Source organism: Brevundimonas sp. UBA4553 (assembly GCF_002387245.1).
Taxonomy (GTDB): Bacteria; Pseudomonadota; Alphaproteobacteria; order Caulobacterales; family Caulobacteraceae; genus Brevundimonas.
Window position 1 is genome coordinate 138,031 of the sequence record NZ_DGLD01000021.1, and the last position, 21,227, is coordinate 159,257.

The 21,227-nt window shown below is 68.0% G+C and carries 17 protein-coding genes, 1 tRNA gene and 1 pseudogene; 10 read left to right on the plus strand and 9 right to left on the minus strand.

The genetic code is table 11. From position 1 onward, the window contains the following. Positions 1-3 precede the first annotated feature (3 nt). Positions 4-88: transfer RNA gene (locus B4A39_RS15830), tRNA-Leu, on the minus strand. A 156-nt stretch (positions 89-244) separates the two neighbouring features. Next, a complete protein-coding gene (locus B4A39_RS15835; RefSeq protein WP_292037546.1) occupies positions 245-1,903 on the minus strand; it encodes an amino acid permease in 1,659 nt (552 codons plus the stop codon). A 156-nt stretch (positions 1,904-2,059) separates the two neighbouring features. Here B4A39_RS15835 and hrpB point away from each other — a divergent pair, with 156 nt between their 5' ends. Beyond that, the gene (gene hrpB, locus B4A39_RS15840; protein WP_292037547.1) at positions 2,060-4,495 is read left to right on the plus strand and encodes an ATP-dependent helicase HrpB; all 2,436 of its coding nucleotides are present in this window, start codon (positions 2,060-2,062) and stop codon (positions 4,493-4,495) included. 60 nt (positions 4,496-4,555) lie between these two features. Further along, the gene (locus tag B4A39_RS15845; protein WP_292037548.1) at positions 4,556-5,845 is read left to right on the plus strand and encodes an MFS transporter; all 1,290 of its coding nucleotides are present in this window, start codon (positions 4,556-4,558) and stop codon (positions 5,843-5,845) included. Positions 5,846-5,848: 3 nt separating this feature from the next. Here the strand turns inward: B4A39_RS15845 and B4A39_RS15850 are convergent, their stop codons facing one another. From B4A39_RS15850 to B4A39_RS15860, 3 genes are read right to left on the minus strand one after another with little or no spacing between them, the layout of a single operon-like run. Further along, a complete protein-coding gene (locus B4A39_RS15850) occupies positions 5,849-6,661 on the minus strand; it encodes a TrmH family RNA methyltransferase (protein WP_292037549.1) in 813 nt (270 codons plus the stop codon). Then, complete coding sequence (locus tag B4A39_RS15855; RefSeq protein WP_292037550.1) at positions 6,661-7,557, minus strand: class I SAM-dependent methyltransferase; 897 nt, start codon at positions 7,555-7,557, stop codon at positions 6,661-6,663. The genes B4A39_RS15850 and B4A39_RS15855 overlap by 1 nt, the downstream gene beginning before the upstream one ends. Positions 7,558-7,574: 17 nt before the next feature. Next, positions 7,575-8,996, minus strand: a complete 1,422-nt coding sequence (locus tag B4A39_RS15860) for a glycosyltransferase family 2 protein (protein ID WP_292037551.1) — start codon at positions 8,994-8,996, stop codon at positions 7,575-7,577. 119 nt (positions 8,997-9,115) lie between these two features. On the opposite strand from B4A39_RS15860, the gene B4A39_RS15865 reads away from it, so the two are divergent. From B4A39_RS15865 to B4A39_RS15880, 4 genes are read left to right on the plus strand one after another with little or no spacing between them, the layout of a single operon-like run. Next, the gene (locus tag B4A39_RS15865; protein ID WP_292037552.1) at positions 9,116-9,748 is read left to right on the plus strand and encodes a TetR/AcrR family transcriptional regulator; all 633 of its coding nucleotides are present in this window, start codon (positions 9,116-9,118) and stop codon (positions 9,746-9,748) included. Next, the gene (locus B4A39_RS15870) at positions 9,745-10,539 is read left to right on the plus strand and encodes an ABC transporter substrate-binding protein (RefSeq protein ID WP_292037553.1); all 795 of its coding nucleotides are present in this window, start codon (positions 9,745-9,747) and stop codon (positions 10,537-10,539) included. Before B4A39_RS15865 ends, B4A39_RS15870 begins: the two co-directional genes overlap by 4 nt. After that, a complete protein-coding gene (locus tag B4A39_RS15875; protein ID WP_292037554.1) occupies positions 10,536-11,525 on the plus strand; it encodes a FecCD family ABC transporter permease in 990 nt (329 codons plus the stop codon). The genes B4A39_RS15870 and B4A39_RS15875 overlap by 4 nt, the downstream gene beginning before the upstream one ends. Beyond that, positions 11,522-12,289 carry an ABC transporter ATP-binding protein gene (locus tag B4A39_RS15880; RefSeq protein WP_409449554.1) on the plus strand — a complete coding sequence of 256 codons (768 nt, stop codon included), beginning with the start codon at positions 11,522-11,524 and terminating at the stop codon, positions 12,287-12,289. The genes B4A39_RS15875 and B4A39_RS15880 overlap by 4 nt, the downstream gene beginning before the upstream one ends. Before the next feature lie 315 nt (positions 12,290-12,604). Here B4A39_RS15880 and B4A39_RS15885 read toward each other — a convergent pair whose 3' ends face one another. Further along, the gene (locus B4A39_RS15885) at positions 12,605-14,635 is read right to left on the minus strand and encodes a lytic transglycosylase domain-containing protein (RefSeq protein WP_292037556.1); all 2,031 of its coding nucleotides are present in this window, start codon (positions 14,633-14,635) and stop codon (positions 12,605-12,607) included. Between the two features lie 116 nt (positions 14,636-14,751). Here B4A39_RS15885 and dapA point away from each other — a divergent pair, with 116 nt between their 5' ends. The 4 genes from dapA to prfB all read left to right on the plus strand — a co-directional run bounded on the left by dapA (position 14,752) and on the right by prfB (position 19,839). After that, on the plus strand, positions 14,752-15,636 hold the full coding sequence (gene dapA / locus B4A39_RS15890) for a 4-hydroxy-tetrahydrodipicolinate synthase (protein ID WP_292037559.1): 885 nt from the start codon (positions 14,752-14,754) through the stop codon (positions 15,634-15,636). Beyond that, positions 15,636-16,103 carry an SsrA-binding protein SmpB gene (gene smpB, locus B4A39_RS15895; protein ID WP_292037560.1) on the plus strand — a complete coding sequence of 156 codons (468 nt, stop codon included), beginning with the start codon at positions 15,636-15,638 and terminating at the stop codon, positions 16,101-16,103. The genes dapA and smpB overlap by 1 nt, the downstream gene beginning before the upstream one ends. Before the next feature lie 103 nt (positions 16,104-16,206). Continuing rightward, positions 16,207-18,591, plus strand: a complete 2,385-nt coding sequence (locus B4A39_RS15900; RefSeq protein ID WP_292037579.1) for a penicillin-binding protein 1A — start codon at positions 16,207-16,209, stop codon at positions 18,589-18,591. 128 nt (positions 18,592-18,719) lie between these two features. After that, positions 18,720-19,839, plus strand: a protein-coding gene (gene prfB, locus B4A39_RS15905; RefSeq protein WP_292037561.1) for a peptide chain release factor 2 whose coding sequence is annotated in 2 segments (ribosomal slippage) — positions 18,720-18,788 and positions 18,790-19,839 — 1,119 coding nt in all. Because the reading frame shifts where the segments join, the coding sequence is not laid out codon by codon here. 49 nt (positions 19,840-19,888) lie between these two features. Here the strand turns inward: prfB and B4A39_RS15910 are convergent. The 3 genes and pseudogenes from B4A39_RS15910 to B4A39_RS15920 form a co-directional block, all read right to left on the minus strand. After that, positions 19,889-20,455, minus strand: a complete 567-nt coding sequence (locus tag B4A39_RS15910) for a bactofilin family protein (RefSeq protein ID WP_292037563.1) — start codon at positions 20,453-20,455, stop codon at positions 19,889-19,891. Between the two features lie 103 nt (positions 20,456-20,558). Continuing rightward, positions 20,559-21,026: a peroxiredoxin gene (locus tag B4A39_RS15915; RefSeq protein WP_292037564.1), complete on the minus strand. Its 468-nt coding sequence runs from the start codon at positions 21,024-21,026 to the stop codon at positions 20,559-20,561. A gap of 12 nt (positions 21,027-21,038) precedes the next feature. Continuing rightward, positions 21,039-21,227: pseudogene (locus tag B4A39_RS15920) on the minus strand (tyrosine--tRNA ligase); the annotation flags it as partial.

The following is a 21,227-nucleotide window of genomic DNA, read 5'->3' on the forward strand; positions in this document are numbered from 1 at the left end:
CAGTGGTGCGGATGAGAGGACTCGAACCTCCACGCCTCTCGGCGCCAGAACCTAAATCTGGTGCGTCTACCAGTTCCGCCACATCCGCATAGGTAGGCGGATGCCTGTAGGCGAGGGCGGGGGATTGGGCAACTGAGATAAGCTGCGCCCGCATCAAAAAAGGCCCCGGATCGCTCCGGGGCCTTTCTCTCCTTGGTTTGGCCTACCGCGCTTAGCGCCGCTTGAGGCCGGACTGACCCGAGGATCAGTCCTTCTTGTTGTCGACGCCGTGGCCGAGAGCCTCGACGGCCGTTTCCAGCGTGGAGTCTTCGGTGATGTCGATGCCCTTGGCCAGCTTCGAGTGCCAGAAGCCGTAGGCGGCGTAGATGACCGCGCCGATGACGGCGTAGCCGCCCAGCAGCATCAGCGGCAGGGGGTTGTCCTCTGCAGCGTGCTGGAACATCGGGATCAGGTTCTGGCTGGCCAGGAACAGGCAGGCGCAGATGCCCAGGACCGCCGTGATGATGCCGCCGGGCACCTTGAACGGGCGATGCATCTCGGGATGCTTCACGCGCAGGACGATGACCGACAGACAGACGATGGCGAAGGCCGTGGCCGTGCCCAGCGACACCAGATCCCCCAGGATGGAGATCGGCAGGAAGGCGGCGGCGATGGCGATCAGGACACCCAGAACGATGGTGCCGATCCAGGGGGTGCGGAACTTGGGGTGAACCTGGGCGAAGGCCTTCGGCAGCAGGCCGTCACGGGCCATGGTGTAGAAGACGCGCGTCTGGCCGTAGCAGAGCACCAGCATGACAGAAGACAGGCCGGTGACGGCGCCGATCTTGATCAGGAAGGCGATCAGGTTCAGCTGGCCGTTCGGCGAAGCCGCCAGCGGCACATTGGCCCACTCCAGGCCCATGCGGTCGATGGCGACGGCGATGGGAGCCGGCGAGGCCAGTTCCAAGTAGGGGACGACGCCGGTCATGACGGCGGCGACGGCCATGTAGATCAGGGTGCAGACGAACAGGGCGCCCAGGATGCCGATCGGCACGTCCTTGGACGGGTTCTTGGCTTCGGCCGCGGCGGTCGAGACCGCCTCGAAGCCAACGTAGGCGAAGAAGATGATGGCCGCGCCGCGGAAGATGCCGCCGACGCCGAACTGACCCGCCTGGCCGGTGGGCTCAGGGATGAACGGGACCCAGTTGTCGGGGTTGATGTACTGGATGCCGACGGCGATGAAGGTCAGCAGAACGATGATCTTGATGACGACGATGGCGTTGTTGATGTTCGCCGATTCCGACACGCCCAGCACCAGCAGGCCGCAGACGGCGGCGATGCCCACGGCTGCGACAAGGTTGAAGGTGCCAGTCATCGGGAATGAGGTCGCGCCGGCGTTCTGGACCAGCTGGACCAGCGGCGTCGCCCATTGGGGCCCTTCGCCGCCCGCATATTGTATGGCGGGGAATATCTGCTGACTTATGCCGAAATCACTGAGGATCGAGACCACATAGCCCGACCAGCCGACGGCGACGGTCGACGCCGCCACGCCGTATTCCAGCACCAGGAGCCAGCCCATGATCCAGGCGAAAACCTCGCCCAGAGTGCCGTAGGCGTAGGTGTAGGCCGAACCGGAAACCGGCATGGTCGAGGCCAGTTCCGCATAGCAGAGCCCGGCCAGACCGCAGGCGATGCCCGCGACGATGAAGGACAGCATGATGGCCGGGCCGGCGTTGGCCGAGGCCACCTGACCGGTGAGCACGAAGATGCCGGCGCCGATGATGGCCCCGATGCCCAGGCTCATGAGGTTGATGGGACCCAGGGTCCGTTTCAGCTCGCTCTTGGCGGCTTCCTTCTGGATCTGAGCAATGGACTTTTTAAGGAATAGCCGGTTGCCGGCTGGCTTTACGCCGTCTGCGGACATGAAGTCGCGCCCCCAATTACGCAACGACCCCTCCCGGGTCGTCTTCTTGGGGCCGGACGCTAACCATCCGAACGGCCGCGCGCAACGCGGTTTCGGTTGGATGAAGCGATGACGACGCTTTCGTGAACCGGGGCGTTGCGGCTAGAGCGCAGGGTGATGTTGCCGATTCACGCCGTCCTGGAGCCGCTGAAAGCGGCGTTGAGCGCGACCAATGTGGTCGTTCTGGCCGCCCCGCCGGGGGCGGGCAAGACGACGGTCGTGCCGCTGGCCCTGCTGGATCAGGCGTGGCTGGGCGACGGCAAGGTGCTGGTGCTGGAGCCGCGCAGACTGGCGGCGCGCGCGGCGGCGGACCGGATGGCGGACAGCCTGGGGCAGAAGGCGGGCGGGACCGTCGGCTATCGGACGCGACTGCAAAGCCGGATCGGACCTGAGACCCGCATCGAGGTCATCACCGAAGGCGTCTTCACGCGGATGATTCTGGAGGATCCGACGCTGCAGGGCGTCGGCGCGGTCATGTTTGACGAATTCCACGAGCGCAGCCTGGACGCCGATCTGGGGCTGGCGCTGGCTCGCGAGAGCCAGTCGGTGCTTCGGGACGACCTGCGGCTGCTGGTCATGTCGGCGACGCTGGATATCTCGGGCGTGTCGCGGCTGCTTGATGGCGCCCCTGTGATCGAGGCCGAGGGGCGGATGTTCCCGGTGGAGACCCTCTATCTGGGCCGCAACGCCGCCGAGCGGTTCGAGGACGCGGTCGCGCGGGCCGTCATGCAGGCTCTGGGCGATCAAACCGGCTCGGTGCTGGTCTTCCTGCCTGGGCAGGGCGAAATCCATCGGACGGTTCAGCGCCTGAACGAGCGGCTGCGCGATCCCTCCGTTGATGTGGTCGCCCTCTACGGCGCCCTGGACAAGGGCGAGCAGGATCGGGCTATCGAACCGGCGCCGCCGGGCCGGCGCAAGGTCGTGCTGGCCACCTCGGTGGCGGAGACCAGCCTGACCATTGAAGGCGTGCGGGTGGTGATCGACGGCGGCCTCTCGCGCGTGCCGCGCTTCGAGCCGTCCAGCGGCCTGACCCGACTGGCGACGGTCAGGGTCAGCCGCTCGTCGGCGGAACAGAGGCGAGGCCGCGCCGGGCGCGTCGAGCCCGGTGTCTGCTACCGCCTGTGGGACGAGGAACAGACGCGCGGTCTGGTCCCGCATCAGAGGCCGGAAATCCAGGAAGCCGACCTGACCGCCTTCGCGCTCGATCTGGCGCGCTGGGGCGCCAGATCGGTTGAGGGGCTGGCCCTGCTGGACCCGCCGCCAGCCGGGGCGCTGGCCGAGGCGAGGAAGGTGCTGACCCGGCTGGACGCGCTGGACGCCAAGGGCGACCTGACAGCCCACGGGCGGCGGCTGACCCGCATCCCCCTGCCGCCGCGACTGGCGCACATGGTGGCGGTCGCCTCGGATCAGGGCGACGCCCTGTCGGGGGCCAGGATTGCGGCGGTGCTGAGCGAAACGGGGCTGGGCGGCAACGCCGTTGATCTGCACGACCGGTTGAAGGGGCTGGAGCGGGATCGTTCGCCGAGGGCGCGTGACGCCATGAAGCTGGTCGAGCGCTGGGCGCGGGCGGCGGGCGGCGGTGAAGGCGGAGAGGCGGACGCGGGCCTGCTGCTGGCCGAGGCCTTCCCCGAGCGGATCGCGCGGGCGCGGGGCAAGCCGGGCGAGGTGCTGCTGGCCTCTGGGCGCGGGGCATTCCTGGATCAGACCGAGCATATGGCGCGCGAGCCCTGGCTGGCGGTGGCCGAGCTGGGCGGCGGCGACGCGCGTGACCGCATCCGTCTGGCGGCGGCGCTGGACGCCACGACGCTGGAGACCGATCTGTCGCACCGGATCGCGGTCGAGGACCGACTGGCGCGCGAACCCTCGGGCAAGCCGGTGATCCGCCGGATTCGCCGGATCGGCGCCCTGGTGCTGGACGAGAAGGTCGTTGGGGCCCCGGATAGGGCGACCATGACGGCCGCGCTGAAATCCGAGATCGAGGCAGGTGGGTTAGAAACGCTGAACTGGGGCGAGCAGGCGGGGGCGCTGCGGGCGCGGCTGGCCTTCCTGCATGGACTGGATGCGGCCTGGCCCGATGTGTCGGACGAAGGGCTGCTGGCTCTGCGCGAGGACTGGCTGTGGCCGCTGCTGGACGGGGCGCGGTCGCTGGGCGACATCGGCGATGGCAAGCTGGCAGAGGCTCTGCGCGGTCTGATCCCCTGGGATCTGCAGCGCAAGCTCGATGAGTTGGCGCCGCCACGCCTGACCACGCCGCTGGGATCCGCCTCCATCGACTACGCCGCCGAGGGCGGGCCGCGCGTCGAGATCAGGGTGCAAGAGCTGTTCGGGGTGAAGACGCACCCGATGGTCGGCGGCGGGCGGGTTCCGCTGACGCTGTCCCTGCTGTCGCCTGCGCGGCGGCCGGTGCAGGTGACCAGGGACCTGCCGGGTTTCTGGAGCGGGTCATGGTCGGCGGTGCGCAGCGAGATGCGCGGCCGCTATCCGCGGCATCCCTGGCCGGAAGATCCCGCCAACGCCGAGGCGACCAGTCGGGCCAAGCCGCGGGGTACGTGATCGTCTTGACGGTGGCGCACGACGCGGCGCAATGACCGTGCAGCAATGCAAGGATTTCGCGTGGCCGACGCTGCACTCTCACCGCCTGTCGCCTCCAAACGGAGAATTCTGTTCGCCAGCCTGATCGGCACGACGATCGAATTCTTCGACTTCTACATCTACGCCACGGCGGCGGTGCTGGTGTTTCCGGCCCTGTTCTTCCCAGGCGAGGACGCGACGACGGCCATGCTGTCGTCCTTTGCCACCTTCTCCATCGCCTTCTTTGCGAGGCCGGTCGGGGCGGTCGTCTTCGGCCATTTCGGCGACAAGGTGGGGCGCAAGGCGACCCTGGTCGCGGCCCTGATGACCATGGGCCTGTCCACTGTCGCTATCGGCCTGCTGCCGACCTGGCATTCGGTCGGGGTGATCGCGCCGCTAATGCTGGCCCTGTGTCGCTTTGGGCAAGGCCTGGGTCTGGGCGGCGAGTGGGGTGGAGCGGTGCTGCTGGCCACCGAGAACGCGCCGCCGGGCAAGAAGGCCTGGTACGGGATGTTCCCGCAGTTGGGCGCGCCGATCGGCTTCATCCTGTCGACCCTGAGTTTCATCATCCTGACGGCGACCCTGCCGGACGAGCAGTTCCTGGCCTGGGGGTGGCGCATTCCCTTCATCGCCAGTTCGCTGCTGGTCTTCGTCGGTCTGTGGGTCCGTCTGCGCATCACCGAGACGCCGGAGTTCAAGAAGACCATCGACAAGGCCGAGCGGGTCGAGACGCCGATCCTTACCCTGCTGGCGCGGCACAAGTTCGCCCTGCTGACCGGGACGCTGGCCGGGATGGCGACCTTTGTCCTCTTCTACCTGATGACCGTCTTCGCCCTGGGCTGGGGCACGACGGCGATGGGCTATACCCGCGAGCAGTTCCTGCCGATCCAGTTGCTGGGCGTCTGCTTCTTCGGCCTGTTCATTCCGCTGTCGGCGCTGGCGGCGGATCGGTGGGGGCAGGGGCGGACGCTGCTGGTCACATCGGTGGGCATCGCCCTGTTCGGGCTGGTGCTGGCGCCCCTGTTCGGCAGCGGCGGACTGGCTGGCGTGGTGGCCTTCTTCGTCATCGGTTTCAGCCTGATGGGCTGCACCTATGGACCGCTGGGCGCGGCGCTGGCGCGGCCCTTCCCGACGGCGGTGCGCTATACCGGCGCGTCGATGACCTTCAATCTGGCGGGCATTCTCGGGGCATCGCTGGCCCCCTTCGCGGCGACTTGGCTGGCCGGACATTACGGCTTGAAGGCCGTGGGCGCCTATCTGGCCGTGGCCGCCATCCTGACTATCCTGGCCCTGCTGGGCATGAACCGGATCAGGACGGACGGCGAGGTTTAGGGGCTAGATGTCCGTGCCGTAGGCCGCATCGGTCACGGCATAGACCATGATGCCGGTGGCGATGGCCAGATTCAGGCTATCGGCGCGACCGCGCATGGGAATCTTGACGTTCAGGTCGCAGGCGGCGGCCAGTTCGTCCGTCAGCCCGGCCTGTTCATTGCCCATCATGATCAGGGCCGGATGGCGCACCGGGCTGTCGCGATAGCCATGTTGAGCGTCCAGACGCGTGCCGATGACGCTGCCCGGCCATCTGGCGCGCCAGGCCAGGAATTCCTCACGCGTCGCCTTGCTGATGGTGACGGCGAAGACCGAGCCCATGGTGGCGCGCACGGCCTCGACCGAGAAGGGATCGACGCAATCGCCGATCAGGATGACGCCGCCGCAGCCGGCGGAATCCGCCGTGCGGATGATGGTGCCCAGATTACCCGGATCGCGCACCTGCTCCAGCGCCACCCAGCAGGGTTTGGCCTCGGGCTGGATGGCGTCCAGCGGGGTGTAGACCTGCTCGAACACGCCCAGCACCGTCTGCGGATTGTCGCGGCGGCTGATCTTTTCGAGAATGGCGTGGGTGACCACGATGATCTGACCACCCGCCTTGACCGTCTCGGCCTTGGCGCGGTCCAGCAAGGGATGCGGGCGAGCTTCGTCGCCGACCAGCAGCATGACGGGAGCGCGGCCCTGATCCAGAGCCTCGCCGATGAATTTCAGACCTTCGGCCAGGAAACGGCCCGTCAGGTCACGTTCCTTGCGCATGTGCAGGGCGCGGACCGACTTGATGGTGTCGTTGGTCAGGGAGGTGATGACGCGCTCGTTCATCAGGCGCTCCACCTGGCGAAGAAGCTGAGGCCGATGGCGCGGGCGTCGGGGCCGTCTTCCGACAGGGCCAGTTCGCCCCAGTCGATACGCCCGCCGCGATCATGGGTCGCCTCGGCCATGGCGTGGGCCAGCGACAGGCCGGAAATCCGTGCGGCATAGGCGTTCAGCAACAGGAATGAGGCGTCGTCGGACAGCAGCGCCGCGCAGTCCTTCAGCAGATCGGGCAGGTCCTCGAACAGCCGCCATACCTCGCCGTTGGCGCCGCGACCGTATTTCGGCGGGTCCAGAATGATGCCGTCATACTTCGAACCGCGACGCACCTCGCGGGCCACGAACTTGCGGGCGTCCTCGACCAGCCAGCGGATGGGGTGGTCGGACAGGCCGGACTGCTCGGCGTTCTCGCGGGCATAGGCGACGGACTTCTTGGAGGCGTCGACATGGGTCACGTGCGCGCCCGCAGCGGCGGCGGCCAGGCTGGCGACGCCGGTGTAGCCGAACAGGTTCAGAATCCTGGGCTGCTTCAGCGTGCGGATACGCGCGTCCATCCATTCCCAGTTCGCAGCCTGCTCGGGGAAGAAGGCCAGGTGGCGGAAAGGGGTGAAGCGCCCGGTGAAGCGCACGTCGCGCCATTTCAGCGGGAAGGCGTCGATGGGGCCGTGGGCGTCGAAGCGCCAGCGCCCGGCGTCCTCTTCTTCCTGCTGCGGATCGAAGACGGCGTTGGCGCGCTCGAAGGCCGCCGGATCGCGCGGCGCCCAGAAGCACTGGGGCTCGGGCCGGACCACAGTGAAGCGGCCATATCGCTCCAGCTTGCGGCCATGGCCGCTGTCGAGCAGCGCATAGTCTGACCAGCCTCGCGTGACGAGGGTTTCGGGCGAGGAGGAGAGAACGGGAGCCATCTGCGGCTGATAGGCGCTCAGGCGGCCGCTCGTCCAGACTCGGCGATCGCGGTTGCGGGCAACGGCGGGAAATCCTGAGGCGCGACGTCGGGCTTGTGAGCCGTCTTGTCCCAACGGTGCGGCTCGACGACCAGCCTGATCAGGGCGTGGATAAAGGCGAGGCTCAGCAGCGACCAGTAGCCGGGGGCCGCCAGAACATCCCAGAGGGTGAAGGGGGTATTGGCGCGTCGGGCGCCGATCAGGGTGGTGACGGCCGCCGCGGCTGCGCCGATCAGCAGGATGCCGAGGCCGATCCAGGGCGTGGTCGGCAACTGACGCGAGAATACGGCCAGCAGGAAGAATGTCGCGATCCAGGCGATGGACAGGGCATGAAGCGCCGCCGACGCCAAGGCGGCGCCGAGCGTCAGAAACAACGCGCTCCAGCCGCGCCATCCCATGCCGGAAGGCGATCGCGTATGCACCAGCAGGGTCTGCATATAGCCCTTGAGCCAGCGGGTCCTCTGGGGGAGCCAGTGAAGGAGGCGGCCAGGCGGCGTCTCATAGGTGGGACGGGTCAGAACGCCGAGCCGCCACCCGTGCCGCCAGATGCGAAAGCCCAGATCGGCGTCCTCGGTGACGTTCCACGCGTCCCAGCCGCCCAAGGCTCGCAGGGCGGATACGCGGAAATGGTTGCTGGTGCCACCAAGCGGAAATGGCATGCCCAGACGCGCCATCGCCGGCAGGGTGACCTCGAACAGAGCGGCGTATTCCGCAGCGAAATGGCGATCCAGAAATAGAGAGTCTTCATAACCTCGGTGCAGGCGACGGATCCGCAAGGGAGCCTGAAGGCAGACCAGATCGTCTGCCTCCGTCGCAAAGCGCGCGGCGGCTTCCTGTAGTTGAAGGGGATCCGGATCATCTTCGGCGTCGTAGACCGTCAGGAAGTCGCCCTTCGCCACGGCGAGGGCGTGATTGAGAGCCCGGGGCTTGGTCGTGGGAGCGCCCGGCGGAACCACTAGGACGTGAAGCCATTCGGGACGCTTCATGGCCTGCGCAGCGGCTATCGTGACGTGGTCGTGCGTTTCAAGGACCAGATAGCCGTCCAGCAGAGGTGCGGGGTAGTCCAGCCGCGACAGGCGCTCCACGAGGTAGGGCAGGATCGCGGCCTCGTCGTGAAGAGCGACCACGATAGAGTATCGCGGCCAGACCTCGGGCGCCGACGGAGGCGGTGAGCCGGGCTGCTGGGTCACCAGAACCGTCAGGAAACGCCACAGGATGATGATCAGGAAGCCCCCCTGAAGCAGGGCGAGCATGGCTGTGCCGGCAGTTGGCCAGACGAGAGCCGAAGCTGCGGCGCCGCTGATCAGCACGACGCCTGTGAACAGTTGCAGCGGCGTGGTGGTTTTCTGCGCCGCGCTGGCGCACAGGCCGGTCCGGCGGGTCTTTGGAATTCCGCTCATCAGGCCCCCCGACCTGCGGTTATCCATCACTATTAACGTCAATGTTTGCAAAGAGGCAAGCGATTGGCGATTCGCATCGGGGGGGCTATGCAGGTGTCTTCCCATCATGGAGTTGTGGATTGTCCGGCGACTCGACCACCACGCCGCGCTCCGCCCGCAAGCCCAAGGGCGAAGGCCACGCGCGGCGTGCAGAAATCCTGACGGCCGCCGAGCGCATATTTGTCGAGCATGGCTATGAGGGCGCGACCATTCGCAAGATCGCCGACGAGGTGGGTCTTTCGTCGACGGCGCTCTACATGCACTTCGCCGACAAGAGCGAGATGCTGCATGAAATCTGTCGGGGCGCGTTCGAGGCGCTGATTGCGTCGCACCAGCAGATTCTGGTTCAGGACGAGCCGCCTGAGGCGCGGCTGCGCCGCATGATCGAGGCCTATATCAAGTTCGGCTTCGACAACCCGAACGCCTATCGGCTGACCTATCTGACGCGTCCGGTCGAGGCCCGCGAAGGCGCGCAGACGGTGGCCCAGGAAACCGGGTCGGAACTGTTTCGAGCCTTTGTCGCGGTGGTGGAGCAGGCGGTGGCCGCCGGGCGGATGCGGGGCGATCCCGCTACCCTGGCCCAGGCGATCTGGGCTTGCGGCCATGGCATTGTTTCGCTGCGGATCACCAAGCCCTATTTCGAGTGGGCAGATCGCGACGAGTTGACCCGGACCATGCTGGACGCGCTGTTCGCCGGCCTTCTGAAGTCGTGAAGTCCTGGCTTTGGGCCTTGCCGGCTCTGCTGCTTCTGACGCCGGTTGGCGCCGAGGCGCGGCCGATGCGCGTGCTGTCGCTGGATCAGTGCGCGGACCAGTATGTTCTGGCTCTGGCGCCGACGGCGGCTCTGGCCCTGTCCTCGCGGGCGGATGACCAGGACTCCTGGATGCGGGAGGCGGCGCGGGGCAGGCCGCGGGTCAGGCCGACGCTGGAGGCGGCCATCGGCTTCCAGCCTGACGTCGTGGTCCGCTACTGGGGCGGGGAGCCGCGGCTGCTGGCGGCGCTGGAGAAGCGCGGGACACGGGTGCTGACCATCAACGACGCGACCGACATGGCGGGGGTCCGGGAAAACCTGACGGCGGTGTCTCGCGGGCTGGGGCAGGAGGCGCGCGGCGCGGCCCTGATCGCCCATATGGATCGAAGGCTGGCCCAAGCGGCGGGCGCAGGCCGCGGACGGGAGGCCGTCTACGTCACGCCGGGCGGCTATACGACCGGGTCGGGGTCGCTGATCGACTCTATCCTGAAGGCGGCGGGGTTCCGCAACGGCGTCAGGGGCCCAGGCTATCAGCCCCTGGGGATCGAGCAGATCGCTCTGAGGCCGCCGGCCCTGTTCGTGCGCGGCTTCTTCCAGCAATGGCGGGCGGACTGGCGCGGCCCGGGGCGGCATCCGGTGGTGGCGCGGGCGGCTGAGGGGCGGACAGTGACGGACTTGCCGGCGGCGACGCTGAGTTGCCCGGCCTGGTTCGCCGCCGACGCGGCGGCCCTGCTGGCGGAGGCCGCGCGATGACCAGGCATGTGGGTCTGAACCTCGGCCTGGCGGCCGCGATCCTGCTGGCCCTGATCGGCGCAGTGGTGTTCGGCGAGACAGGGCTGTCCGCGGCGCAGTACGGGCAGGCCATGGCGGATCCCGCCTCGGGGCCGGGCGAGGTGCTGTGGCAGGTGCGGGCGCCGCGCGCGGTCTGCGGCCTGATGGTCGGCGCGGCCCTGGGGCTGGCGGGAGCGGTCATGCAGGGGCTGTTGCGCAATCCGCTGGCCGACCCAGGCGTGCTGGGCGTCTCGGCGACCGCGGCTTTGGGGGCGGCGGCCGCCATCGTGGCGGGCGCCGCAGCCTTTCCGGGACTGGTCGAGGGGGCGGCCCTGATCGGCGCGGCGCTGGCCGGGCTGTTGCTGGTCGCCATTGCGGCGAGGGTGCGGGCGCCCGAGGCGCTGATCCTGTTCGGGGTGGCGCTGTCGAGCTTTGCGGGGGCGCTGACGGCCCTGATCTTCAATTTGTCGCCTTCGCCCATCGCCTCGGCCGAGGTGATGAACTGGCTGCTGGGATCGGTGCAGAACCGCAGCTGGATCGACGTGGCCTGGGTCGCGCCGGCCTTGGCCGTCGCCGCTGTGCTGGCGGCGGGAGCGTCGCCCGGCCTGCGGATGCTGACCCTGGGCGAGGAGGCGGCGCGGGCGTCCGGGCTGTCGATGGGGCGGATGCGGGTTCTGGCCCTGATCGCCTCGGCGGTCGCGGCCGGGGCCGCGGTGGCGGTGGCGGGGGTGATCGGCTTCGTCGGTCTGGCCGCGCCCCATCTGGTGCGGGCGGCGGTGCGTGGTGATCCAGGGCGGCTGTTGCTTCCCTCGGCGCTGACGGGGGGGGTGATGCTGGTGCTGGCCGATCTGGCGGCGCGGCTGATGCCGACGGATCAGGAACTGAAGCTCGGCGTGTTCACGGCTCTGGTGGGGGCGCCGCTTTTTGCGCTGATCGCCTGGCGCGCGGCGCGGGAGTGGCGGCTGTGAGCGCCCTGCTGGAGTTGGACGACGCGGTCGTCCGCATGGGCGCGGCCACAGTCCTGGATGGCGTCAGCCTGTCGGTCGGCGCGGGCGAGTTGGTCGCCCTGTGCGGACCGAACGGGGCGGGCAAGTCCAGCGCCGTTCGTGCGAGCCTGGGGCTGACGCCTTTGCAGGGCGGGGCGGCCAGGCTGGGCGGCGAGGATGTGCGGCGCCTGTCCGAGCGCGAACGCGGGGCTCGCGCGGCCTATCTGCCGCAGGAGCGGCACATCGCCTGGAACCTGCCGGCTATCGAGGTTGCGGCGCTGGGCGCGCCCTTCCTGTCAGGGGCTGCGGCGCTGAACCGGGCGCGGGCGGCCCTGAACGAAGTCGGGGCGGCGCATCTGGCCGAGCGCGGCGTGGCCGAGATGTCGGGCGGCGAGCGGGCGCGGGTTCTGCTGGCGCGGGCGCTGGTGGTTCAGGCCCCGCTGCTGGTGGCGGATGAGCCCATCGCCGGGCTGGACCCGGATGCGCAGCTTCTGGTCCTGGAGCGGCTGCGAGCGCGGGCCGATGCGGGCGGGGGCGTGCTGGTCAGCCTCCACGATCTGACCCTGGCGGCGCGGATCGCCGACCGGGTGGTGGTGCTGGCCGCCGGCCGCGTGGTCGCGGACGGCCCGCCGGTGGAGGCCCTGCGCTCGGCCGTGTTGCGTTCGGCTTTCCATCTGGACGGAGACTGGGTGGAGTCTCCCGATGGGCCGCTGTTGGCGGCGCGGAGACTTTCGAGCGTCGGCTGACAGGGCGGCCGATTGCACGGTGCGGCGAAAAAACAGTCCAATTGGTGCAATAGGTGAGGCCGCAAGGCCACCTCATCCTTCAGCTTGATCCTGGCCTGGGCGACATCGGAGAGGATGAGCGCGCCCTGGCTTTCGGGCGGCACGTTCGCTGTGATGTCGAAGACCGGGAAAAGGATCCTAGTCCGGTTTCTGACCGTGGCGCGCTGAAGGCCGGCAATGGGGCTGGAACGCCCGTCTAGTCTGGATTGGCTCTGCTGAAGATAAAAACATGGCGGTCGTCCCTCTCGTGATCCGAGAGGGACGAGGCGGCTTGCTTTACGGTTGATAGGCGCGGGGTCCGCTGTTCGGCGGCGTGCCGCGCGCCAGGTCGGCCGAGGGCGTCAGCGGGGCCGAGCCGCCGTTCAGGCGGGCGCGGTAGACCTGCATATTCTCCATCACCCGCATCATGTAGTTGCGCGTCTCGGTGAAGGGCGCGCACTCGATGAAGTCGATGGGGTCGACCTGATTGCTGCGCGGGTCGCCGCAGCGCGCCACCCACTGCGGCGGGCGCGCAGGTCCAGCGTTGTAGCCGACCGTCGCCAGCAGGGGCGAGCCGCCGAAATTGCTGGTCAACTCCGCCAGATGATAGCTGCCCAGACGCATGTTGACGTCGGGGTCCCAGAGCTGATCCGGCGAGAACGGAATTCCCATGCGTCGGGCCACGCCCTGGGCGGTGGCGGGCAGGAACTGCATCATGCCGCGGGCGTCGGCGCCGGAGCGGGCCATCGGGTCGAAGCTGGATTCCTGACGTGTGATGGCCAGTGTGAATTCCAGCGGGGCGGCGCCTGACGTCTCGGGCGGAATACGGACCGGATACATCCGCTCGGGCATGACGAAGCCACGCTGACTGGCCGCGCGGCCGACCATCATGGAGCCGAACTGGTCGCCATAGCCCTGCATCAGGTCGAACAACTGGGTCAGGTCGTAGGGTGACGGCAGGGTGTCGTCGAGGTGATAGGCGAAGACCCGCATCAGGGTCTTCTCACCCGCCGCCCCGAGGATGCGGGTGGCGCGCACGACCTCGTTGCCCTCGAAGCGATTGACGTCCTCGGGCGTGGGGGCGGGCTCGCCCGGCAGGGTCAGGGTGGCGATCCCCGCCTTCTCGGCGGCCAGTTGCCCGTAGAAGGTCTGCCAGTGCTCGGCGCCGGCCTGATACCAGGCCTGCGCCCCCTGGCGGTCGCCGCGCGCCTCGGCGGCGCGGCCCAGCCAGTAGAGGGCGCGACCCTGGGTGATCGGGGTCGAGGAGCTGTTGCGCAGCACTTCGAAGTGCTGGGCGGCTGTGGCGGGATCGTTCAGCTTGGTCAGGGCGACCCAGCCGGCGAAGAACTCGGCGTCGACCTTGCGCTCGCCCGAGGGGAAGCCGTGGCCGTTCATGGAGGCGTAGGCGGCGCGCGGGTTGCCCTGTTGCAGGGCGTCGAGGAAGTAGTTGCGGCGCTCGCTCCACAGGGTGTCCTGGCCCTCCTTGTGCGACGGCGCGGCGGGCAGGGCGGACAGGAGAGGGAAGGCCTCGGACTGGCGGCCGGCGGAGCGCAGCAGGCGGACGCGCTCCAACACCACGGCAGGGTCGTTGGCGACGGCGGGGCTGAGACCGGCGACGAGCGCGTCAGGCGCGTAGCCGGTGCGCAGGGCCATGACGGCGTTGGCCACGGCCTGGCGGTCGGCGGGGACCATATAGACCATGGCGCGGGTCGCCGGGCCATGCGGGCCGAGCAGCAGCATGTTCAGGCGCGCGACGTGGTCGTCCGCGTTCAGCCAGCCGCCCCAGCGATTGGCGATGACGGATTGCTGAGCTTCTTCAAAGGACCGGTTGCGCCACCAGTCGCGGATCAACTCCTGGGCCTCGCGACGCTGACCCTTTTGTTCAAGGGCTGAGGCGAGGGCGATGGCGCCGTCGGCGGTTGTCGGCGGCGCGCCGTTGAAGAAGGCGATGACGGTGTCGGGCGAGGCGTTGGCCAGGTTCAGCGCCCGCTCGCCCGCCGCCCGTCGCGAATCACCGCGGGGCCAGTTGGCGAGGTCGGTCTGGGCCCGGGCGAGGTCGGCGTAGGACAGTTGCCTGTCCGAGGTGTCGACCAGAGCCCACTCGACCAGCTTCTTCGCCGTGGGGTCGGAAATGCGGCTCATGATCGCCTGCGTGCCGATCACATCGCGGGCGCGGGCCGATGCCAGACCTTGCTGGAACAGGGCCATGTCCTGGCCGCTGATTACGCCATTCTGGCTGGAGGAATACGGAGCAGGGGCGCTGTTCAGCACGTCCTGGGTTGGCGGAGTCAGAATCGCCAGGGCGGCGGCCACGGTCGTCGCGATCATCAGATGTCCGATCCTCATTCATCACTGGTTGCGGCCGAGCGGCGAGCAACCTACGCTCCCTGCCTCTTCAAAAGGGCGGTACGCCGCCCGAAACACCGCGCAGGTAACTTGTTTCAATGACCGCCCCCTTGTTCAAGGGCGTGATCACCGCCTTGATCACACCTCTTCGTGACGGAAACGTGGACGAAGGGGCTTTTGAAAAACTCCTGGAACGTCAGATCGCCGCAGGCGTCCATGGCGTGGTGCCGGTCGGCACGACGGGGGAAAGCGCCACCCTGAAGATGGACGAGCACAAGCGCGTCATCGAGCAATGCGTGAACATCGCCGCCGGGCGCGTGCGCGTGATCGCCGGCGCCGGATCGAACGCCACGCATGAGGCGATCGAGCTGTCGGCCTTCGCCAAGGAAGTCGGCGCCGACGCGACCCTGGTGGTGACGCCCTATTACAACAAGCCGTCTCAGGAGGGCATGATCGCCCACTTCGAGGCGATCTGCGACGCCGTGCAGATCCCCATGATCCTCTACAACGTGCCGAGCCGTTGCGGGGTCGATCTGTCGAACGAGGCTGTGGCGCACCTGGCGAACAACCCGAACATCGTGGGCATCAAGGACGCCACGGGCGACGTTTCGCGGGTGAGCTGGATGCGGCGTCATATCGACGGTCCGTTCGATCTGATCAGCGGAGACGACACCACCTGGCTGGGCTACGCCGCCACTGGCGGGGTGGGGGTGATTTCGGTCACGTCCAACGTCGCGCCGGAAGCCATGGTCGCCATGTACGAGGCTGTCGCGGCGGGCGACTACGCCACGGCGCGGACCTGGCAGGACCGCCTGATCGGCCTGCACAAGGGATTGTTCCTGGACAACTCGCCGTCGCCGGCCAAATACGCCCTGGCCAAGCTGGGCCTGTGCAGCGAGGAGGTTCGCCTGCCGCTGTCCCGGACCCGCGACGCCGTCAAGCCGCAGATTGATCAGGCCATGGTGGAAGCCGGGGTCGTCTGATGGCCGCCGACGCGCCCAAGAAGGTGATCGCCGAGAACCGGCGCGCCCGCTTTGACTATTTCCTCGAGGACTACATCGAGGCCGGGATCCAGTTGCTGGGCACCGAGATCAAGGCTTTGCGCGACGGACGGGCCAACATCGCCGAAAGTTACGCCGCAGTGGAGGGACGCGAGATCGTCCTGATCAACTCGGACATCCCGCCCTACAAGCAGGCCAATCGCTTCAACCATGAGCCGCGCCGCCATCGGAAGCTGCTGCTGCATCGCAAGCAGATCGACAAGCTGATCGGTGCGGTTCAGCGCGACGGGCGGACGATCATTCCGGTCCGGCTCTATCTGAACGAGCGAGGCAAGGCCAAGCTCGAGATCGCCCTGGCCAAGGGCAAGAAGCTGCACGACAAGCGTGAGGCCTCGGCGGAACGTGACTGGCAGCGCGACAAGGCCCGTCTGCTGCGCGACAAGGGCTGAGTTTGCGGTTCCGCTTTGCGGCGCGGGCGACGCGCGATAAACGACAATTCCTGGGGCGCGTCTTGCGGAGTTCACGGTGAAGATAGCCGAACGCTGGTTCGTTATGGCGGGCGTCGCCCTGCTGGGCGGCATCGCCGTGGCCGGGCTGGTCGTCGCCATCTATGCGGCCTGGGTCCTGCACGACATGCCGGATGCGTCCGAGCTGGCGGACTACCGGCCGGCGACGGCGACGCGCGTCTTCGCCGGCGACGGCACGCTGATCGGTGAGTTCTCGGACGAGCGGCGCATCTACGTCACCTATGACCAGGTGCCGGATCAGGTGATCCACGCCTTCCTGGCCGCCGAGGACAGCCATTTCTTCCAGCACGGCGGCATCGACGTGTCCGGCATCGGTCGGGCCATGTTCAAGAACGTGTTCAACGTGCTGTCGGGTCGACGCCTCGAAGGGGGATCGACCATCACCCAGCAGGTAGCCAAGAACGTTCTGCTGACCAACGAATCCAGCCTGAACCGCAAGCTGAAGGAAGCCATCCTTTCCAGCCGTCTGGAAGCGACCCTGACTAAGGAACAGATTCTCGAGCTGTATCTGAACGAGATCTACCTGGGCTATCGCTCCTATGGCGTGGCCTCGGCCGCCTACAACTATTTCGGCAAGTCGCTGAACCAGTTGACCGCGGACGAAGCGGCCTTCCTGGCGGCCCTGCCCAAGGGGCCGAACAACTATAATCCGAAGCGCCATCCGGCCGCCGCCAAGGGCCGCCGCGACTGGGTTCTGGGCGAGATGGCCGACAACAAGTGGCTGACGCAGGAGGAGCTGGCGACGGCGCTGGCCCGCCCGCTGAACACCCGCGCCGCGCCGCGTCGCGCGGAATACGCCGACGCTGACTTCTTCGTCGAGGAAGCGCGGCGGCGCGCCATCGGCCTGTTCGGGCAGGAAGAGGTCAACCGCGGCGGCTACTATATGCGGACGACGCTGGACCCGAAGCTGCAGTCGGCAGCGCGCGACGCGCTGATGAACGGGCTTGAGCGCTACGACCGTCGTCACGGCTGGCGCGGCGCCTGGGGCACGACCGACTTCGCAGAAGGCTGGCAGGCCGATGCGCTGAAGAAGAACACGCCGCCGGAGCGCCGCACCTGGCAACCCGCAGCCGTCGAAAGCGTCAGCGGCAACAATGTCCGCATTCGCACCGCGCGCGACAACCGCACCGGCTCGCTGATCGTGTCGGACGCCGCCTGGGCCAACGCCAACCGTCCGTTGAAGCGGGGCGACCTCATCTTCGTCGAACCGCAGGGCGGTCAGTTCGCCCTGAAGCAGGTCCCGGCCGTCAACGGCGCCCTGGTGGCCATTGAGCCGCAGTCGGGCCGCGTCCTGGCGATGGTCGGCGGCTATTCCTATGCCCTGTCCAGCTTCAACCGCGCGACCCAGGCCAAGCGTCAGCCCGGCTCGGCCTACAAGCCTTTCGTCTATGCAGCAGCGCTGGAGGGTGACTTCAATCCCGCCAGCATCGTGCTGGACGCCCCGATCAGCTTCCCGGGCGGCGCCAATGGCGGCCGCTGGACGCCTGAGAACTACAGCCGTCAGTATTATGGACCCCAGACCCTGCGTCGCGGGCTGGAGCTGTCGCGCAACGTCATGACTGTCCGCCTGGCTCAGGCGGTCGGCATGAGGAACGTGGTCGATCTGTCCAAGAAGATGGGCGTGGTCGACGACATGTCGCCGAACCTGGCCATGTCGCTGGGGGCCGGGGAGACGACGCCGTATCGGATCACCGCGGCCTACGCCGCCTTCGTCAACGGCGGCCGTCGCGTCGATCCCTATCTGATCGAGATGGTGCAGGACCGAAACGGCCAGACCATCCACCGGGCCGACCGACGTCAGTGCCGCGACTGCACGCGCGGGTTCAGCGGCCAGGAATCGCCACGCCTGCAGGACCGGGGCGCTCAGGTCATCGATCCCATCACCGCCTATCAGATCAGCTCCATGCTGGAAGGGGTGATCCAGCGGGGCACCGGCGCCAGCGCGCGCGGCCTGGGGCGTTGGGTCGGCGGCAAGACCGGGACGACCAACGAGTATCGCTCGGCCTGGTTCGTCGGCTTCTCCAGCGACATCGTGGTCGGCGTCTTCGTCGGCTTTGACGACAACCGCTCGCTGGGCGGAGGCGAAGCCGGGGCGGCGACCGCCGTGCCGATCTTCACCGATTTCATGCAGGTGGCTCTGAAGGAACGTCCGGCGCGGCCGTTCGTGCGGCCCAAGAACGCCGTCTTCCGCACGGTGAACGGCATCGAGGAGGCCTTCCGCCCGGGCACCGAGCGCCAGATTCGCGAGGAGGCGCCGCGTCCCGTCCAGCCCGTCGGGCCGCAGAACTATAACGACGTGATCCGTCGCGAGCAGGAGGCCGCGCAACCCCCGGCCGCCGCCGCGCCGGCCGCCGTCGCCCCTCCGCCGCCGAAGAAGCAGCCGGCAGAGGACTTGAGCGGGCTCTACTGAGGCTCTAGTTAGACCCATCAACCGGCGCGCCTGTCCGCAGGCGCGCCGTTTTTCCATCTTGCCGTCCCAATCGGTCCGCACGCGGTGCGGTCTGCTGCAGGGAGGGCGTTGTTTCGCAGGAGTTTGCGATGAGACCGGATGTCGAGGCCATGAAGGCCGACATCGAGCAGAGCGTCGCTCTGCTCAGGAGGCGTCTTTGACTGGGATGTCTCGCTTCGAAAACTGGATGAGCTGAACGCTCGGGTCGAAGATCCGACCCTGTGGGACAATCCTGAACAGGCCCAGGCCGTCAGCCGCGACCGTTCGCGTCTGGAAGCCCAGATCAACAGCGTCCGCGAGCTGGAAAGCGCCCTGGAAGAGGGCGTCATGCTGGCCGAGATGGCCGATGAGGAGGGCGACGAAGCCACCCTCGAGGAAGCCCGCGAACAGCTGCGCGGCGTGAAGGATCGGGCCGCTAGGGCCGAGCTGGAAGCCCTGCTGTCTGGCGAGGCCGATGGCAACGACGCCTATCTGGAAGTGAACTCCGGCGCCGGCGGCACCGAGTCCAACGACTGGGCCGGGATGTTGCTGCGGATGTATTCGCGCTGGGCCAAGGCCCACGGCTACGAGGTCACGATTGAAGCCCACGAAGAGGGCGAACAGGCGGGGGTCAAGTCGGCCACCATCCTGATCGAGGGCCCCAACGCCTATGGCTGGCTGAAGTCGGAATCGGGCGTGCACCGTCTGGTCCGTATCAGCCCCTACGACGCGGCGGCCAAGCGCCACACCAGCTTCGCCTCCATCGGGGTGTCGCCGGTCGTGGACGATACGATCGAGATCGACATCAACCCGTCCGATGTTCGGACCGACACCTATCGCGCCTCTGGCGCCGGCGGTCAGCACATCAACAAGACGGACTCGGCGGTGCGCCTGACGCACATTCCGACCAATACCGTCGTGGCGTGTCAGGCCGGTCGTTCGCAGCACCAGAACCGCGACATGGCGTGGAAGATGCTGCGCGCGCGGCTGTACGAACTGGAACTGCAGAAGCGCGAGGCGGCGGCGCAGGCCCTAGCGGACGCCAAGACCGACATCGGCTGGGGTCACCAGATCCGATCCTACGTCCTGCAGCCGTATCAGATGGTCAAGGACCTGCGCACCGAGGTCGAGACCTCGGATACGCAAGGGGTTCTGGACGGCGACCTGGATCAGTTCATGGGCGCGGCCCTGGCGGCCCGGGTCGGCGAGACCCGCGAGGCGGCGAACTAAAAAAGGGGCGGCCTGCGGGCCGCCCCTTTCCTTTATGGACTGCGCCTGATCAGGCGGCGGGCTTGGCCTCGACCTTGTCGGCCTTGGCGGCGGCGGGCTTCTCAGCCGGCGTCGGGGCGTCCAGCATGTTGGCGCCCGGTGTGTCGCGCTTGGCCTGGGTGCAGCGCCCCTGGAACCAGGCGCCCTGTTCGATGGACAGCTGTTCCTGGGTGATGTCGCCCTCGATACGGGCGGTGGCGAACAGCTTGACCTGCTTGGCGACGATGGCCCCCGAGACGCGGCCGCGCACGTCGAGAACGTCGGCGTGAACCGTGCCCTCGACCGAACCGCCTTCACCGATGGTGACGCGCACCACGCGGATGTCGCCCTTCAGCGAGCCATCGACCTGAAGCTCGCCCGCGCCCGAGATATTGCCTTCGTATTTCACGCCGGCCGACAGGGTCGACAGGCTGGTCGAGCGCGAAGCCGCTGCGGGGCGCGAGGGTTCGGGCGCGCGCGGTGCGGCGGGCGCCACTGAAGGCGCGGCGGGCGTCGGTTCCGGCGCGGGCGGAATCCCCAGACCGCTGGACGGGCCGCTGGACGGGCCGTTGTCGAACGGCTTGCTCTTGTTGAACATGGTGCTCTCCGCATCTCGCCAGCAAGGCCGGCCTAATCCTACTGTTAGCCCCTTGGGCGGCAGTAAGGGTCAGGTCGTCGACGGAGGCAAGCTTGGCCTCAGATCAAAGCGCGCGGACAGCCTCAAGCACCTGTTCGGCATGACCCTTGACCTTGACGTTGCGCCAGACGCGGCGGACCACGCCGGCGCCGTCGATCAGGAATGTGGCGCGTTCGACCCCCATATATTCCCGGCCATAGAGCTTCTTCATGATCCATGTGCCCCAGGCCTCGCAGACCACGCCGTCCTCGTCGGAGCCCAGGACGACCTTGAGGTCGTGCTTGGTTTTGAAACGATCCAGCTTCTTCACCGCATCGCGCGAGACGCCGATGACGACAGCGTCAACGGCGGCGAACTGAGCGGCCAAGGCCGAGAAGTCCAGGCCCTCGGTCGTGCAGCCGGGGGTGTCGGCCTTTGGGTAGAAGTAGAGGACGACCGACCGGCCCTTCAGCCCGGCCAGCGTGACGCGGCCGTCGCCGTCGGTGGCGAGATCGAACGCAGGCGCGGCCTGACCTTCGGTGATGTCGGTCATCCTCTTTGCTCCTTAGACCGGCCGAACCAGGACGATCTTCTTCTTGCCGGCCGCCAGCTTCATGACGCCGTCGGCATTGACGTCGGAGGCCTCGATCAGGCGGGCGCCGTCGGCGATGGCTTCGTCGTTCAACCGCAGCCCGCCGCCCTGGGCCAGGCGGCGGGCTTCGCCGTTGGACGCCGTCAGACCGGCCTTAGTGAC